Below are 16,401 nucleotides of genomic sequence, written 5' to 3' on the forward strand. Positions count from 1 at the left end.
CTCTCTTTTAAAACGTAATCCCTAAACTCATCATCACACTACTGTTGTTTTGAAACTGCTTATAGTTTTGGAAATAATACTCTCCACCTACAAATACATCTATTACTTTCGGCAAAGCAAAATCATATCGAACCTTAAAGCTTCCTTCCCAATACTCTGCTATCTGAACAGCATAGTTATCAAGTAGCATTTGATTTATAGCATTACTATTTCCATAATTAAAAGTAGCCTTTTCTTTAGCAGTTTGTCTTACCTTCCAATTAGAAGCTACTGTCAATAGACTTCTATCCTTAAATGTGTACATCCATTGTAAATCTGCTCCCATATAGGTATACTGAATATCTGTTTTAGAATAAGGCTTTTTATAACGTTCTACCTCTTGAGTTATTCCTATATACGGTAAGATACTATACACACTATTTAAAGTTTCATACTTAAATACTCCACTTAATCTAAGACTCTTATTCTCGTATTTATATTGTTCTTCTTGTCCTATCTTTAAATAGTTCGTAGCGCTCACATTGACAAACAAATTCTCTATCCCCTTTCTCGTCTTCATGTTCCCATCTAAACGAACACCTAACTGAGTAGCCTGTACATCAAATAGCTTTCCTACAGAAAAGAAATGCTCTACCTCCTTAACTTTAGAAACTTGCAAATCATAGAAATCAGGCAGTAACTTCTCAAAACTAAAAATATTCATTCCCACTGTGGCAAACCACTTCTTCTGATAAGTGTCATATACTTGTAGAGAAGTGCCATACCTCCAACCATCATAATAAGCCTCTCTTCTTTTTCCTTTCAATAGATTATTGAAGTTTCCCATTCCACTCATCTCATATATCACAGGAAATCCAGTAGGACTATAAAAGTCCATCTTGTGTTTCTGTGTATATTTCTCTATTGAAGTATTTACCCCTATAGTAAAGAACTCCTTAAATACTCTACTCACACCTATATTCCCTCCTAATCGAGCAGAGAGGTTCTTAGGTCTAGGGTCTATATTACGGTATTCCATCTTCGCTTTATAAAAACCAGAGATACCGATATTATACTTTCCTAATCGTTGGGCATAACCACCAGCGATATGATAATCTTCATACTTAATATCTCCACCTACACTATCCGCTACCACATACGGAAATATTAAATCGTAATCCGCACTCTCATTCCACATTACATCTCTTCGCTTACCTTGTTGATAAGTAGCACTGCCCCACACAGCACTGTGCTTATCTAATTTATGGTAAGCATTCGCTTGAAAAGACAAATCATCTCTGTTTTTGCCCTCTTGAGCTAAGGTTGTTTCATTCTTACTATTTTGTTTTGCGATTTCGAAAGAAGTTAAACTGTACTTTCTATAGTCTAAATAGTGAGATGGATTGACATAAATAGGTTCTTCAAAATGATGTATTACATCTTGATTCTCCTTTACTTTTATTGCCAATGAATCTGACTGTTGACCATATCCCCATACAGTACTCAACAATAACAACAGACATAACCCAAAATGAAAGTGCTTCATACTACACTAATTAATATTTAAATAATGACGGTCTTACTGCAGGTGCAAAGTCAACTGTCGAATTATTAGTATCTTTTAGAACATTGTTCCCTGCTGCATTCTTACCTAATACATGTCTTCTTACAGCCTTACCATATCTTCCTTCATCCCCTACATGTTGTGTGATATAAGTATACCCCATATCTACTGATGGAGATGTTACATTCCACATATACTCATCAGCGATACCTAAGTTTACAGCATCTACTATCCATGAGTTTGGAATTTTAATAGCAGAGTCTACACTAGGATATGCTTCCCCTCCGAATATCATTTCGTACTCATAATCATATATATTATCTACTACTAGCTTCTCCGTTGTCATTCCCTCAGGCATTTTCACTAAAGCATAAGCATAACTTCCTTGAATATTAACCACTAATTCATCGTGAATCGTAATCATTTTAGCTGCTTTTAATCCTACTACATCATGTACACCATCTCTAAAATTCTGAAACTCTGCGTTAGTCAAATCAATTGAATTACTGTTAAATTCTCTATGGTTAATAGCATTCTCTGCAAAGATTACTGATTTGCCTGGCTCTACTGGGTGGTCTTTTCCTTTACCTGGGAACTGTAAAATAGCTCCAGCAGACAATGCCTCACTCATAATATTAGGTGTATAATCTTGCTTATCATTTGTCATAAACTTAGATTGTACAAATAACATTCCGTCTAAATACAATACCTCATCAGAGTTATTTGTTATTTTGAAGTATTGGTCATCTGTATACTGAAGTCCTTGTGGTGTCTTAGTCCCTGCGAAGAATATCTCTTCTATTACAAAACCTGTACTACTCGTTTTAAATACTATATCGATAGCCTTAGTCATTTCTCTACCCGAGATCACTACACCTTTAATAAAGTTACCTACTTTACTCTCCTCTACTACACCGTTTACTTTATGTGTGATTACACCTTCTACTGTGATATCATAAGTACCCGTAGGAAGTGCTTTCTGTATTTTCTTATCTCCTTCATATACTAACTCCGTTTTCTTATTAGAGTTTAGTTCTGTCAACTTAATAGTCATCTGTTTTATCTCTTCTATCTTCGCATCTTGAGGATCATTAATCCAGAATGTTACGAAAGTCTGCTCATCTCCTGCCATATTGCTATTGTCATCAGAAGAACAAGCATTAAAACCTAATACTAATAGTAGTAAGCATAATGATTGTAAAAGTCGTTTTATCATTTTTATAAGTATTTATAGATTAAAATTTATTTCCATTCCGAAGTAAGGGTCTCTTAGCCCCTTTCTGTTTACCTTAGTCCCATTCACAAAATATGGAGCATAATAGGTAAATAGCTTATTAGCAAACATAGACACTGTGATCTGCTTGTTTCTAAAACTCTTAGATAGCTTTAAGTTCACATCCATCAGCATAGGTGTTCTTCTAGATTTATCTGCATTGCTATGTTGTGGGATTACTAATTGTTCTAACAATGTTCCCTTTGCCTCTTCTGCATCATAAGGTCGTAATTCTCCATCTACTCCTACATAGTAGCTAGGCATTCCATTCATCGGTTCATTCTTTGCTAAGTAGTACCAGTTAAACTGAAATGAAGTAGAGAATTGTAGATCTAGTTTAGGGATATATGTATCTAATAATAGATTACTATTTAGCTGTTCGTATTTGCTCTTAGGTTCCATTTCATCGTATAGTCCTAAGTATGGATAAGGCTTACCATTCACATTTGCATTAGAATTACCACGTCTATAGGATGGTAAGCTATTGCCCTGTTTAGTTCTAAACCATGCCCCATTAATTGTAATACGAGTATTAATAACAGGAATTCTATTAGAACTATACTGAAACTCTATTCCTTCCTTATCTGTTCTACTACCATTACGAGAGACATTGTATAAGAAGTTTTCATTAAACTGCTCATAAGGAAGATCTTCTTTATTCGGTGCATTCGTGATATGATCATGCTCTATACTAGAAGTATCATATCTCTTATAATCAAAGATTCCATACTGATTCATTGTTCTAAACCCGTTGCTCATCCTTTCTTTAAACACCGTAAAAGTCAGCTGATGAAAACCCCAATTCAAATCTAACCTAGCCTCTAGCTTATTGTTTAAAGCAGGTGTCAATGCTTTGTTCTGTGGGTCAAAAACGGTCGTTTTATAATTAACTGTACGATAATCAGGATTACTGTGAAAATAGTTTAACTGCTGAACGTCTCTATAATATTTCTCAGGATAAAGAAGATTTAGGTCAGGGAATAGCCTCTGCTGTCCCCATCCTAACGTTAAGTCTACTTTTGCTTCCTTATTCGCTACCATAAACGAGGGTAGTGTCCATTGTACATTCACACGTGGATCGATATACATCTTTCCACTCATAGTGAAATCATTAGACAAGTTTTGCATAATAGATCCTCTTGCCCCTAATGCTAATGTTAGACCGTGTTGTCCAAATTTAGCAGAAGAAATATGCTCTGCAAACAAAGCCGTCGTTACATAAGCAGGAATATCTTTATATGCTCTATTTCTATAAGTAGATTTAGGGTCTAAAGGCTTATAGATATCATAGACCTGACCTCTACCGTTATTCTTACTATACTGCCAATCAATACCAGCGCGTATATCTGTAGAAATAGCAGACATCTTATAACGAAATGCACTTACTACCTTAGCGAAGATATCTAGTGGCTTACCATCTACTACACTCTCTGCAATATAATTAGCCGTAGGAAAAAAACCATCGTACTCACCATCCACAGTAGAAAGTGGCAATGCTGTAGCAGCCTCTAGCTGTACAAACTTTGTCTGATTAATCTTATCAAAACGTTGATTAAACGTAGTTTGTAATTCTATACTTCTAAAGAAAGATTCATTTCTACTCTCATAAGTCACTATATTACTCAGACTATAGAACTGATTATCCACTTTATATTTATTCGCACCTGTCAAATCAATATCTGGATCGGACTTAGCATCATCTATAGACCCTGTATAACTTAGATTAGACACCCAAGAGAACAATCCTCCATTGTTTAAATTCTTATCCTTACTCACGCGTACAGTACCTGTCACACGCTTATAACTCTCTAAATCATTACGAGGTTCTGGTTTAGCATTTAGATAATCTAACCCTACATTTACCTTAAAGCTACTATCCTTAGATTCAAAACCTTTATTAACCGCAAATAGTTTACTATATCCATCTGCTTTAAAACGTGCTTGCCATTTAGAATATCCACTCTTTTTCGTGATCTTTACTACACCAGAAGTAAGGTTTCCGTATTCTACAGAAGGGATTCCTCTTATGATTTCTACTTTCTCTATTTGGTCTGTTGAGATTGTACGCATATCAACACCTGAGCTAATATTGATATTCTTATTAACACCTGATGAAACATTATCCATATAGCCATAAGTATACTGAAGGTTTGCACCCGAGTTCAGTTGGGCTCCATCTACTACAAATAAAGTCCCAAGAGAAGAAGTGTCATATTGTTTATTTCCAACACCCCCTATATTAGAGCTTACTCTACCTACTTCTCTCAGTTGTATTTTATTGACACCACCTAGATATGGATCTTGTGCTCTACCCCCTGGTACTAATTCCATTAAGTCAGCAAAACTAGAAGGCTGTAGATGTTGCATAGCTCTTCTATTAATCACAGAAGTACTCGTAAGTCCCGTTCCTTCTTTAGCTGTAATCACGACTTCTTCTAATTGATTCGTTTCAGCCTTTAAGACAACTGTAAAATTATTGTGCGTTAAGGTATTTAGCTTTTGACTGTAAAAAGAATAACTGATGTGCTGTACTTCTAAAAGGTAGTTATCAGGCACTAATTTAAAAGCCACCTCACCTGCCTCATCTGTAAGTTCTAAGACAGACTCCTTATCACTTTTTATCATCACCACAGCTGTAGGGATAGCTACACCATACTCATTCTGCACTTTGATCGAGATAGGAGAACGTGTATTCTGCCCATAACTGAGAAAGTGAATGAATAACGATAAGATAATAATAGTTAGTTGGGTTGGTCGTGTGATAATAGTAAAGTGTTTGAGCATCACGACTGTATTATGTTTTATGGGGCAAATGTATAATCTAAAATCATTCTAAACAATATTATTTAGAAGTAATTTAAATAACCAACCATAAAACACAGTCAAACAAGCTTTTAACTGACAAAAATTAACATTTTAATTCAAATCACTCTAAATAAAACAACGATTCATTTATTAAGACATCTTCTGTTTTGGCAGAAAAAGTACGTTATATGTCATTTATACATCATAAAGCCTTCTTACCTTTGTCTTATCATAAAACGAGATAGCAGTATGAATACCCCACTACATCATATCGGATTTCTATTATTACCTCAAGTACAATTACTGGACTTCGCAGGGCCGAGTGATGTATTCAATACTGCTAATCAACTCATGATCCGCACAGCTACATCTGCACTTACTCAATATCAAATCCACTTAATCTCCGGAACAGTACACAAAAGTGTACTTACTAGTGCAGGCATTAGTGTACAGTGTGATTATACCATTTATGACCATCATATTCCTTTAGATACGTTACTCATCGCTGGGTCTAAGGCAGACCTAACGCATGACTATGATCCAGCTATGTTACATTGGATAAAGGGTATACAACCTACTGTAAAGCGTATAGGTTCTATCTGTATAGGAGCTTTTTTACTAGCCAAGACAGGATTACTAACCAATAAAAAAGCAACTACACACTGGCAGTATGCTAAAGTGCTTCAAGATACCTACCCTTCTATTCGGTTAACCTATGATCACTTCTATATCAAAGATGACAATATCTATACTTCTGGAGGAATTACTTCTGGTATAGACTTAGCTCTAGCCTTAATAGAAGAGGACAATGGATATACACTAGCCTCTGATGTATCAAGATATCTAGTAGTGAATCTAAAAAGAACAAACACACAAGAGCTCTATAGTACATTAATCCCTGCCGATATAGACCTCACTCCATTAGTTAGAAAAGTAAAACAGTATATCACAGATCATCTAACCCAACAAGCGGTGACTATTGCAGAACTTGCAGATCATGTCTATATGAGTGAACGCAACTTTTCTAGGGTATTTAAGAAAGAAACAGGAATGACTCCAGGTGCTTTTAATGACTGTGTGAGGATAGAATATGCTAAGCGTCTATTAGAATCTACGACATACTCTATAGTAAAAATAGCTAGTCAAGTAGGATATACTTCTGATCATGTATTTAGAAAGGCATTTGTCAAACTTGTCAAAGTCACTCCTACTCATTATAGAAGTGTGTTCCAATCTACGAGAATTAACCTTTAGCATTTAATTACCAACTAAGTAATCACAAATAACCCAAGACAATACCGATATCGAAGCCAGCCTTCGACAGATCCTCTATTGTCTTCTATCAACAATAAAATATGACAACAACAAACCGCCCCCTTAATGTAGCCTTTATCATTTTTGATCAAGTGGAAGTATTAGACCTTAATGGCCCATTAGACGTATTCGTTAAAGCAAATGTGCTTAAACCCAACAGCTATAATCACTACTTAGTCTCTGCTACGAAAGAAGTAGTCAAAACAGAAGCCAATACAACTCAAATCTTACCTCAGTACAATTTTGAAGACTGTCCTACACCGGATGTCATCGTATTACCAGGAGCTAACCCTGACATCGTCATGAACTATCTACAAGACGAATATTTCCAAAACACTTATACTTCTTGGATAGTAAATCAACATCAGCAAGGTGCTCTATTATTTACAGTATGTACAGGTAGTTTACTTCTGAGCAATACAGAACTTTTTAATGGTTTAGAAATAACCACACACTTTATGGGAATAGAAGCATTAGCACAAGCGCTGCCAAAGGCTATAGTTCGCACAGGTGTGCGCTACATAGACCAAGAAAGAGTACTGACGACAGCAGGTATCACAGCAGGTATAGATGGTGCTCTATATTTAGTCAGTAAACAACTTGGTGAAGATATAGGTCAGACTATTAAACAATTATTTGAATACAAAGGATAAAAGACAAAGGCGATTTAGTTCTTAAGTCGCCTTTTATAACTCATAAATAATACAAAGCAGGTCACAAGCAATAATACAATCATGATCACGGTCGAATTAAAATGACCGTCTATACTCCCAAAGTATGACTGACCTACAATGCTTACCCCTAAAGCGATACTTATTTGTTGTAAAGTAAGGTATAAACTTGAGCCAATAGAAGTTATGTCGGTAGGTAGGCTGCTCAGTGCATAAGTAAATAGAGAAGGAAGAACGACTCCACATCCTATCCCATACTCAAACAGCAATATCGCTATTTCATAAAAGGGAATATACTCCCTGTTCAATAACCAGTAGTGTCCTGCCAACCCTACTATCATCAACAATAAACCTAAAAGCATAAATCGCTCTTGATATTTAGACAAAAACTTTAGGGATAAAAAAGAGGCAATAACATACCCAACTCCTTGAGATGCAAATAAAAATCCCGTCTGCGTAGCTGTATAATCTAATTCTAACTGAAAATGATTGGCATAAATAAAGAAATAAGAATCCTGTACTAAAGAGAAAAATACTAAGGCAACTAAAGCTACTGTAAATGTCCTATAGGTAAAAGGTTTAAAATCTATAAGTACATTGATAGATGTCTTATAATTTTTAAACTGAATTACTAAAAATAACACAATGCCTATGATAGCACTCACTAATACTAACAATAAAGTAGTCGTCCAACCATAATCTGCTCCAGTCACTAAACTATACATTAACATCACTAATAAACAAACCAGCAATAACTGAGCTAAGGGTTGTATTTTCAAATCTCGTTTGCGCTCTATTTCTATTAAAACTATCCATGCTAATACACCTACCACAAATGCTATCGGTACATTAATTAGAAATATTAATCTCCAAGCCCCAAAAGCTAAATCAAGATCGGGGAGCAACCCTCCTAGTACTTGTCCTAATACTGAAGATATCCCTGCTATCGCACCATAGATAGAATACGCTCTACGTCTCTCTTCCTCTATTACAAAGATACTAGACAGTAAAGTCACTCCCTGAGGTATCATAAATGCTCCGCTTATTCCCTGAAACAACCTAAACATGTTCAACGAAGGCATATCCCAAGCTAAGCCACATAATAATGAAAACAAACCAAAACTAAACATCGAGAGGACAAATATCCTTTTATGCCCATATCTTACACCTACTTTGCCTGATGTAATCAGAAATGCTCCATAACCTATCACATAGTAGACTCTGATAAATTGTATATCAGCTACACTTGCTTCCATAGCTACTTTTATCTTAGGAATAGCTACATTGACAATAAACAAATCTAACACACTTAGAAAAATAGACATCGAGATTAAGAGTAAGCTAATTCTCTTTTTGACTGTTGAAATATTTTGCATTGATTACTTCCTGTTTTTATAATTACCTTTGCAAAAGTGACAGATATATTACTTACAGTCAAGTAGGTAAAAATTAAAGACTAAGTATGAAAAACAATACTAATACTGAAAATGAGCCCAATACATTAGAAAATAATTTAAACTATTTTGAAAATAATTGTGTTGTACAACAAGCTCTTAAAACGATCTCTGGTAAATGGAAAACATCAATCCTCAAAACTATAGCTGCTCAATGCCCTAAGAGATTCGGAATACTAAAAAAAGAGTTAGACAATGTAGCTCAAGGCACACTGACTACTGTACTAAGAGAATTAGAACAAGATGGTCTATTACATAGAGAGGTCTACGCCGAAGTACCACCCAGAGTAGAGTATATGCTAACAGAAAAAGGAAAAAGAGTATTACCTATACTTGATCAATTAGAAAAATGGCATACCACTGAATGATACTTTGCTTGGATTAGTATACAGTTTTCTTTGAGATAAAAATAGTATACTCCTCCTATATATCCATCATCTGTCCGTTATTTAAGTCAAAAGAACGGACTCAATACAGACTCATAACGGACTCACTACGGACTTACCTCGAAAAAAAACGCACTCACTCCAAAAGTAAAATAGCCTCTAATACTTCTTAAATAGAAGCACTAGAAGCTATTTATATATTTTTAAAATCCTTATTATTAGTCGTAACGAATCGCTTTTATAGGACTAATCTTAGTAATCATATAAGATGGAATAAGCAATACTAAAAATGCGATGACTACTACTCCTAAATTTAATAAAAATACATCACTAAATCGAATCAATACAGGAGCTTCTCGTACATAATATGCTGTAGAATCTAACTTAATCAAACCAAAATACTGTTGTATATACAATAACCCTAATCCTATAAGATTACCATAAAACAACCCTTTTACTATCAAGTAAGTCGCATTGTATAAAAACACTTTTCTAATCGTCCAGTTATCAGCACCCATAGCTTTTAATATTCCGATCATCTGTGTACGCTCTAATATTAGTACTAATAAAGCTACTATCATATTAATAGACGCTACCGCAATCATAATAATAATGATAATCTTTATATTAAAGTCAAACATATCTATCCAACCAAATACATTGCTATACTTGTCTACAATAGTCTTACTGTCTACTGTAGAAGGCAAATTCATATAGAACTCTTGACCTTTTTGTTCGATCTGATCAAAGCTATTTAGTACTACCTCAAACCCTCCTACCTCATTTGGTTTCCATCTATTCAGACGTTGTACATGCTTTATATCTCCTATCACAATATTCGCATCGAACTGCTGTAATGCCGAATTATAAATCCCTACTATCTCAAACTGACGAACATTTGGAATCTTATTCCCCCATTCTTTCATAAAGTAAGTCGTGATTTTATCGCCTACTTTAAAGTGCATTCTATCTGCTATATATTGAGACAGCAGTACTTCATTACTCATTCCATCAGCCGATTTCGGCAATCTTCCTTCTATTAGGTAATCCTTAATCTCATTTAAATCATAAAGAGAGTCTACTCCTTTATAAATAATTCCCTCAAAAGAATCCTCTGTACGTATAATACCAGCCTTAGAAGCATAAGACTGTATTTTCTTTACTCCTTTTATATTCTTGATATCATCAGACTGTACTACACTTATATCTATCGGCTTAAGTGTAATATCTGTAACATTACTATCATAATTAGTTATTACGATATGACCGCTAAAAGCTGAAATTTTATCTCTAATTTTGTATTTCAATCCTAAACCTGTTGCAACAGAGATAAGCATCATGATCATGCCTAATGCAATAGCTGTAATTGCAATTTTAATAATTGGTGCGGATACACTACTTTTATAGTTCTTAGTAGTGACAAGTCGTTTAGTTATAAAATATTCTAATTTCAAAATAAATATGATATCGAATTCAAGTTTCAAAAATACATTATTATTCTTAGTCTGTCTATTAGCACTAAGTGTTAATTTTAATACTTATGCAAAAAACACCTCTAATACACATGATAATAACAATACGATCTCAGTAGGAGCCGAACGATTATCTGCTTACTTTGAATTAGTAAAAGGCAAAAATGTAGGAGTACTGACTAACCAGACAGGAGTGATTAAAAATGCTGATGGCTCTTATACCTCTACAGTGGACTTCTTGTTAGAAAACAAAGTAAATGTAAAGAAAATCTATGCTCCTGAGCACGGCTTTAGAGGTACAGCTGATGCTGGTGAACTTGTAAAAGATGGCAAGGATACGAAGACAGGCTTACCTATCATTTCTCTATATGGAAATAATAAAAAACCTTCTGTTGATCAATTAAAAAACATTGACATTATGTTATTTGATTTACAGGATGTAGGAGCGAGATTTTATACTTATATTTCCTCTCTACACTATCTAATGGAAGCGTGTGCAGAACAGAATATCCCAGTTATCGTATTAGACAGACCTAATCCTAATATCGCGATTATAGATGGTCCTACACTAGATATGAAGAATAAAAGCTTCGTAGGGATGCACCCTATTCCTGCGATGCATGGAATGACAATAGGTGAATATGCTAAAATGATCAATGGGGAGAAATGGTTAGCGAATGGAATACAGTGTGACCTGACTGTAATCCCTGTAGATAACTATACTAGACAGATGAGCTACTCACTACCTGTAGCACCATCACCTAATCTACCTAATGATCAGGCTATAAATCTATATGCTAGTTTATGCTTCTTCGAGGGAACTAATGTTAGCTCTGGTAGAGGGACAGACTTACAGTTTCAGATATATGGCTCACCTTTCTTAACGAAAATGCCTTATCAGTTCACTCCTAAGCCTAACGCTGGTGCTAAAGACCCTATGAACAATGGTAAACTGTGCTATGGAGAAAACCTATCTAAAGAGAATAAGGTGTCTAAAATAGAACTAAAATGGTTGCTAAAAGCATATAATAGTTCTACGAACAAAGATAAATTCTTTACTAACTTCTTTATAAAACTAGCGGGGACTGCTGACTTAAAAGCGCAAATCACAGCTGGTAAGACAGAGAAAGAAATTCGTCAATCATGGCAAAGTGGGTTAGACAAATTTAAGATTACACGTCAGCCGTATTTACTATATCACAACTAACTTATAAACTTCAACAAAGACATTGAAGAACAAAATATTTATATCGCGCAAAACCTTTATGGCTATCGGAATCGTTATTCTAATGATTACGATAGGTGCTATATATATGTTGAGTTCTTCTATTAACCAGAGCAATGAGGACACTTATAAGTATATCACTTCTAAAAACTTTTATCAAAAGCTACGTTCGTTAGAACTAGAGTTTAATAAAATAGATCGTCATCTAAACTCTCTAGACCATATCACTAAAAACACTCCGATAGGTCAACTTTCTCTAAAGTATGAGACGCTTAATCAGATGTATAACCTAGATGGTGTAGTCTCTCTAAACTGGTACTTCAGAGTAAATCAGAATAATGAGATTATAGAAGCTCATATAGGTAGAGATAGAGAGATAGATAAGGATAATATATTCAATAAGATTATCTTAGCGAACCCTGATCACTCTCATAAAAACACTTTTGTAGAACAAAATGGGTTCCAATACTGGCTGATGTATCACAGTACGCCTATCGCTAATAACGAACGACTCATCTACGGTATCGTGGTAGATATGGCACTATACCATAAATACCTAACGAATATAGATGTGACGACACCAAACTACGCTTATATATTCACTAAAGACGGGTTGTGCATTTACCATCCAGAAGATAGTCTGATGGGTAAAAATGTATTTGAGCTTAGTAACTTCTCTGCTCAAGATACAGTTCGCAAAACAGATCCTGCTAATCCTCCTATCGTTAACTCTGAGTACTTAAACTTAGAGGTATTCCGATTTATCAGTCCTTTTAGATCTGAAAACTTCTCTGGTTATATTACGGTAAACTTTCCAAAATTTAACGTAGATGATAATATCAAACCGATCAGACGCAATACGATTCTTATCTTTCTGACAACCGTAACTATTCTATTCTCTCTGTTTTATATCTTCAGTATGGCGAATAAAAAAGCCTATCTAGAGAAAGAGTTATTAGCTGTAGAAAATGAGAAGATTAGCAAAGAGAAAGCTTTAATTCAATTGCAACAATTAAAGAATCAGATCAACCCTCATTTCTTATTTAACTCGTTGAACTCTCTCTATATGCTTATAGAGCTAGAGCCTAAAACAGCACAGAAGTTTACATTAAATTTAAGTAAAACTTACCGTTACTTAATAACACCTCCTGCAGAGAACATTGTAGACATAGAGAATGAAGTAGAGTTTATAGAAAAGTACATCACCCTACAGAAAACTAGATTTACGAAAGAATTACACTTTGATTTAGTCGATCAAAGAACAGAGAAATTACATCAAAAAATTCCGTTTTTAGGCTTGCAAATCTGTGTAGAAAATGCGCTTAAACACAATATAGCTACTACAGAACATCCTTTATTTATAGAGATATTAATCCATGATGATGAAGTAATTATCACAAATAATTATCAACCTAAAAAGACTACTTCAGAGAGTGAGCTTTTTGGTCTAAAATACTTAGATTCAATCTATAACTATTATAACGTTCTAGGGTACGAGACCAAATGTGAAGAAGGTAAATTTATTTGCATTTTGCCTTTGATCAAATGTTAAAGTTATCCACTCACTCCCCTATTCCATCCATTCACTCCCAAAAATTTTAAGCATAGAGGTAAGTCAGTTAGTTTTATAGTGACTTAATAATAACTTAACATAACAATGGATAAAAACACGGTTAAACTAAGTATCAGTGCTTTAATATTTTCTTACTGCCTGGCACAGGTACCACCAGCCTATGCTGCTAAGAAAAAGAACACCCCAAAAACTGAAAAAACAGTAACCACAGAAAAAGACTCAACAGATAGTAAAAAAGATGACTATGCTGACCTAATCAAAAAGGGAGTCTATACTAAAGGGATGTTTAATACGATTCAGGTAAAAACTGATATCTATTTTGAAATCCCAGACAGCTTACTAAACCGTCAATTTTTAATTGTTAATAAATTATCTCAAGTTCCTTTAGAAGTGAATGATGCTGGTGCAAATACTGGTATGAACTATGAGAATAAACTGATTACATTTCACAAAGATACTATTGCAAAAAAAGTATGGGTTAAAACAATTACCCCAAGAGTTTCTTCTCCTGCTGATGATGCAATTACTAAATCAGTAAAAACAAACTTTATAGAATCAGTACTAGAAGTATTCGACATTGAAGCTCAAAGTCCAGACTCTACAGCTACTGTAATTAAAGTAAATAAAGTTTTTGACGGAAATCAAAAGAGTTTTAATGATGTATTAAATGGACTAGGTCTTCCTACGTCTATTAAAACAAACTTATCTTATATAGAGGGAGTAAAGACATTCCCTGAGAATATCGTAGTTAAATCTTTATTAACAACTAGTGTTAATGAAGGTTCTGGAGACTTACCTGTATCTTTAGGAGTAACGAGTAATATCGTATTACTATCAGAGAAACCTATGCAACCGCGTATAGCTGATAAAAGAGTAGGTTACTTCACAGAGAAACATTGGTTCTTCAGTGATGCGCAACACAAAATGAAAGAACAAGAGTTCATCACGAAGTGGCGTATGGAACCAAAAGAAGAAGATGTAGAAAAATATTTAAGAGGTGAACTAGTAGAACCTAAAAAACCAATCGTATACTATATAGACCCTGCTACTCCACCCCAATGGAGAGCTAAAATTATAGCAGGGGTACACGATTGGCAAGTAGCATTCGAAAAAGCTGGTTTTAAGAATGCAATTATTGCTAAAGAACCTACTGAAGAAGATAAAGATTTTGATATCGATGATGTACGCTATTCTGTAATAACGTATGCTGCATCTCCTAAATCTAATGCTATGGGGCCATCTGTAATAGATCCTCGTAGTGGAGAGATTATCGAATCTGATATCATCTGGTGGCATAATGTAATGACTTCTGTACATAGCTGGATGCGTATACAGACAGGTCCTATTGACCCTAAGGCTAGAGCAAATAAGTTCACTGATGAGCATATGGGAGAAGCTATACGCTTCGTATCATCTCATGAGGTAGGACACACTTTTGGTCTAAAACACAATATGGGTTCTTCTTATGCATTCCCAGTAGATTCGCTACGTTCAAAAGAATTCACTGATAAAATGGGAGGTACTGCTCCATCTATTATGGATTATGCTCGTTATAACTATGTAGCACAACCAGAAGATGGTGTAACTGCTATCACTCCGCAGATCGGTCTATATGACAAATATGCTATCGAGTGGGGTTACCGTTGGTATCCAAATCAAGAAGAAGAAAAAACTGCACTTCGCAAAATGATAGAAGATCATCAGGATGATCCAATGTACTTCTATGGAGAGCAACAAAGTTCACTAAACATCGTAGATCCTCGTTCTCAATCAGAAGATCTAGGAAATGATGCTATGAAAGCTAGTGAATACGGATTAAAGAACTTAAAAATAGTAGTAGATAATATTATTCCTTGGACATACGAAGAAGGAGAGGATTACTATGAAGCTGGTAAATTATACATGGGAGCTATAGGACAATGGCAAATGTATAATCAACATGTGTTAAACAATATCGGAGGGGTTTATCTAAACCATGCAGTATACGGAAACAACAAAAAAGCATACGAGCCTGTCCCTTACGAGAAACAAAAAAGAGCAGTAGAGTATTTGGCGAAAAATGCTTTACATATTCCAACATGGTTGTTCTTTAATGAAGTAGTTGAAAACACATATAGCTTAAAAGACTCTCCTGTAGGTCCATTCGAATACTCACCATATTCGTTAGCTAGAGAACTACAATATTCTACACTGTACTACACCCTAATGGATGAACGTTTATTACGTCTATTAGAAAATGAAGTACAACAAGTAGAATTAGGTAAAGAGAAAAACTTTACGATAAATGATTTGTTTTCAATGCTTAATAGTGAGATTTTTGCACCCACAAAAAAAGGAAAGAGTTTATCTATCCTAGAGCGTATGACTCAAAAGAACTATGTAGATGCTCTAATCATAGATGTAAACAAGCTATTCGAAAAGACTAGTAAAAAAGGTTTACTAACTGCGCACTCTCTTCAGTTCCCTACTCTATGTAATCATGTAGAAGAGGATAACAAGTTGAGAAACATTAATTACACTGTAATGAAGCGAGTATCAGAAGTTACTTCTTACAAAAAAGGTGAGTTAATGAACATTAAAAATACACTTACTAAAAAGAAAAATAGCGGAGATAAAGCTACTCGTACACACTATGCTGATCTAATCAATAGAATAAACGAAGCTTTAAATCTATAGAAATAAACT

The 16,401-nt window shown here is 34.7% G+C and carries 11 protein-coding genes; 6 read left to right on the forward strand and 5 right to left on the reverse strand.

The genetic code is table 11. The features are described from left to right. Window positions 1-7 precede the first annotated feature (7 nt). Genes AABL85_RS10765 through AABL85_RS10775 form a run of 3 tightly spaced genes read right to left on the reverse strand, consistent with a single transcriptional unit; the run spans window position 8 to window position 5,600 of the window. Complete coding sequence (locus AABL85_RS10765) at window positions 8-1,525, reverse strand: DUF6850 family outer membrane beta-barrel protein (protein ID WP_341310085.1); 1,518 nt, start codon at window positions 1,523-1,525, stop codon at window positions 8-10. A 10-nt stretch (window positions 1,526-1,535) separates the two neighbouring features. Further along, complete coding sequence (locus AABL85_RS10770; protein WP_341310086.1) at window positions 1,536-2,759, reverse strand: DUF4876 domain-containing protein; 1,224 nt, start codon at window positions 2,757-2,759, stop codon at window positions 1,536-1,538. A gap of 12 nt (window positions 2,760-2,771) precedes the next feature. Continuing rightward, entirely contained in the window at window positions 2,772-5,600 is a 2,829-nt protein-coding gene (locus tag AABL85_RS10775; protein ID WP_341310087.1) for a TonB-dependent receptor, read from the reverse strand. A 270-nt stretch (window positions 5,601-5,870) separates the two neighbouring features. Between AABL85_RS10775 and AABL85_RS10780 the strand changes: the two genes are divergently transcribed. Together AABL85_RS10780 and AABL85_RS10785 are read left to right on the forward strand one after the other, a co-directional pair. Continuing rightward, on the forward strand, window positions 5,871-6,875 hold the full coding sequence (locus AABL85_RS10780) for a GlxA family transcriptional regulator (RefSeq protein WP_341310088.1): 1,005 nt from the start codon (window positions 5,871-5,873) through the stop codon (window positions 6,873-6,875). Between the two features lie 101 nt (window positions 6,876-6,976). Further along, window positions 6,977-7,588 (forward strand): DJ-1/PfpI family protein, encoded by a 612-nt coding sequence (locus tag AABL85_RS10785; RefSeq protein ID WP_341310089.1) that lies wholly within the window; start codon window positions 6,977-6,979, stop codon window positions 7,586-7,588. Between the two features lie 14 nt (window positions 7,589-7,602). Here AABL85_RS10785 and AABL85_RS10790 read toward each other — a convergent pair whose 3' ends face one another. Beyond that, complete coding sequence (locus AABL85_RS10790; RefSeq protein WP_341310090.1) at window positions 7,603-8,982, reverse strand: MFS transporter; 1,380 nt, start codon at window positions 8,980-8,982, stop codon at window positions 7,603-7,605. A gap of 86 nt (window positions 8,983-9,068) precedes the next feature. Here AABL85_RS10790 and AABL85_RS10795 point away from each other — a divergent pair, with 86 nt between their 5' ends. After that, window positions 9,069-9,428 (forward strand): winged helix-turn-helix transcriptional regulator, encoded by a 360-nt coding sequence (locus AABL85_RS10795; RefSeq protein ID WP_286415573.1) that lies wholly within the window; start codon window positions 9,069-9,071, stop codon window positions 9,426-9,428. A gap of 236 nt (window positions 9,429-9,664) precedes the next feature. On the opposite strand, the gene AABL85_RS10800 is transcribed toward AABL85_RS10795, so the two are convergent. Then, the gene (locus AABL85_RS10800; protein WP_341310091.1) at window positions 9,665-10,900 is read right to left on the reverse strand and encodes an ABC transporter permease; all 1,236 of its coding nucleotides are present in this window, start codon (window positions 10,898-10,900) and stop codon (window positions 9,665-9,667) included. A 7-nt stretch (window positions 10,901-10,907) separates the two neighbouring features. On the opposite strand from AABL85_RS10800, the gene AABL85_RS10805 reads away from it, so the two are divergent. The 3 genes from AABL85_RS10805 (at window position 10,908) to AABL85_RS10815 (ending at window position 16,392) form a co-directional block, all read left to right on the forward strand. Continuing rightward, a complete protein-coding gene (locus AABL85_RS10805) occupies window positions 10,908-12,125 on the forward strand; it encodes a DUF1343 domain-containing protein (protein WP_341310092.1) in 1,218 nt (405 codons plus the stop codon). A 58-nt stretch (window positions 12,126-12,183) separates the two neighbouring features. After that, a complete protein-coding gene (locus tag AABL85_RS10810) occupies window positions 12,184-13,695 on the forward strand; it encodes a histidine kinase (RefSeq protein ID WP_341310093.1) in 1,512 nt (503 codons plus the stop codon). 105 nt (window positions 13,696-13,800) lie between these two features. Next, window positions 13,801-16,392, forward strand: coding sequence for a zinc-dependent metalloprotease (locus AABL85_RS10815; RefSeq protein WP_341310094.1), 2,592 nt, complete (start codon window positions 13,801-13,803; stop codon window positions 16,390-16,392). Window positions 16,393-16,401 lie beyond the last annotated feature (9 nt).

The sequence above is a fragment of the Myroides odoratimimus genome (assembly GCF_038039805.1).
GTDB lineage: Bacteria > Bacteroidota > Bacteroidia > Flavobacteriales > Flavobacteriaceae > Flavobacterium > Flavobacterium odoratimimum_B.

Excerpts from the sequence above, each read along its gene's own strand:
- AABL85_RS10765 (WP_341310085.1), bottom strand. The coding sequence starts at position 1,525 with ATGAAGCACTTTCATTTTGGGTTATGTCTGTTGTTATTGTTGAGTACT.
- AABL85_RS10775 (WP_341310087.1), bottom strand. The coding sequence starts at position 5,600 with ATGCTCAAACACTTTACTATTATCACACGACCAACCCAACTAACTATT.
- AABL85_RS10815 (WP_341310094.1), top strand. The coding sequence starts at position 13,801 with ATGGATAAAAACACGGTTAAACTAAGTATCAGTGCTTTAATATTTTCT.
- AABL85_RS10780 (WP_341310088.1), top strand. The coding sequence starts at position 5,871 with ATGAATACCCCACTACATCATATCGGATTTCTATTATTACCTCAAGTA.
- AABL85_RS10770 (WP_341310086.1), bottom strand. The coding sequence starts at position 2,759 with ATGATAAAACGACTTTTACAATCATTATGCTTACTACTATTAGTATTA.
- AABL85_RS10785 (WP_341310089.1), top strand. The coding sequence starts at position 6,977 with ATGACAACAACAAACCGCCCCCTTAATGTAGCCTTTATCATTTTTGAT.
- AABL85_RS10790 (WP_341310090.1), bottom strand. The coding sequence starts at position 8,982 with ATGCAAAATATTTCAACAGTCAAAAAGAGAATTAGCTTACTCTTAATC.
- AABL85_RS10810 (WP_341310093.1), top strand. The coding sequence starts at position 12,184 with ATGGCTATCGGAATCGTTATTCTAATGATTACGATAGGTGCTATATAT.
- AABL85_RS10805 (WP_341310092.1), top strand. The coding sequence starts at position 10,908 with ATGATATCGAATTCAAGTTTCAAAAATACATTATTATTCTTAGTCTGT.
- AABL85_RS10795 (WP_286415573.1), top strand. The coding sequence starts at position 9,069 with ATGAAAAACAATACTAATACTGAAAATGAGCCCAATACATTAGAAAAT.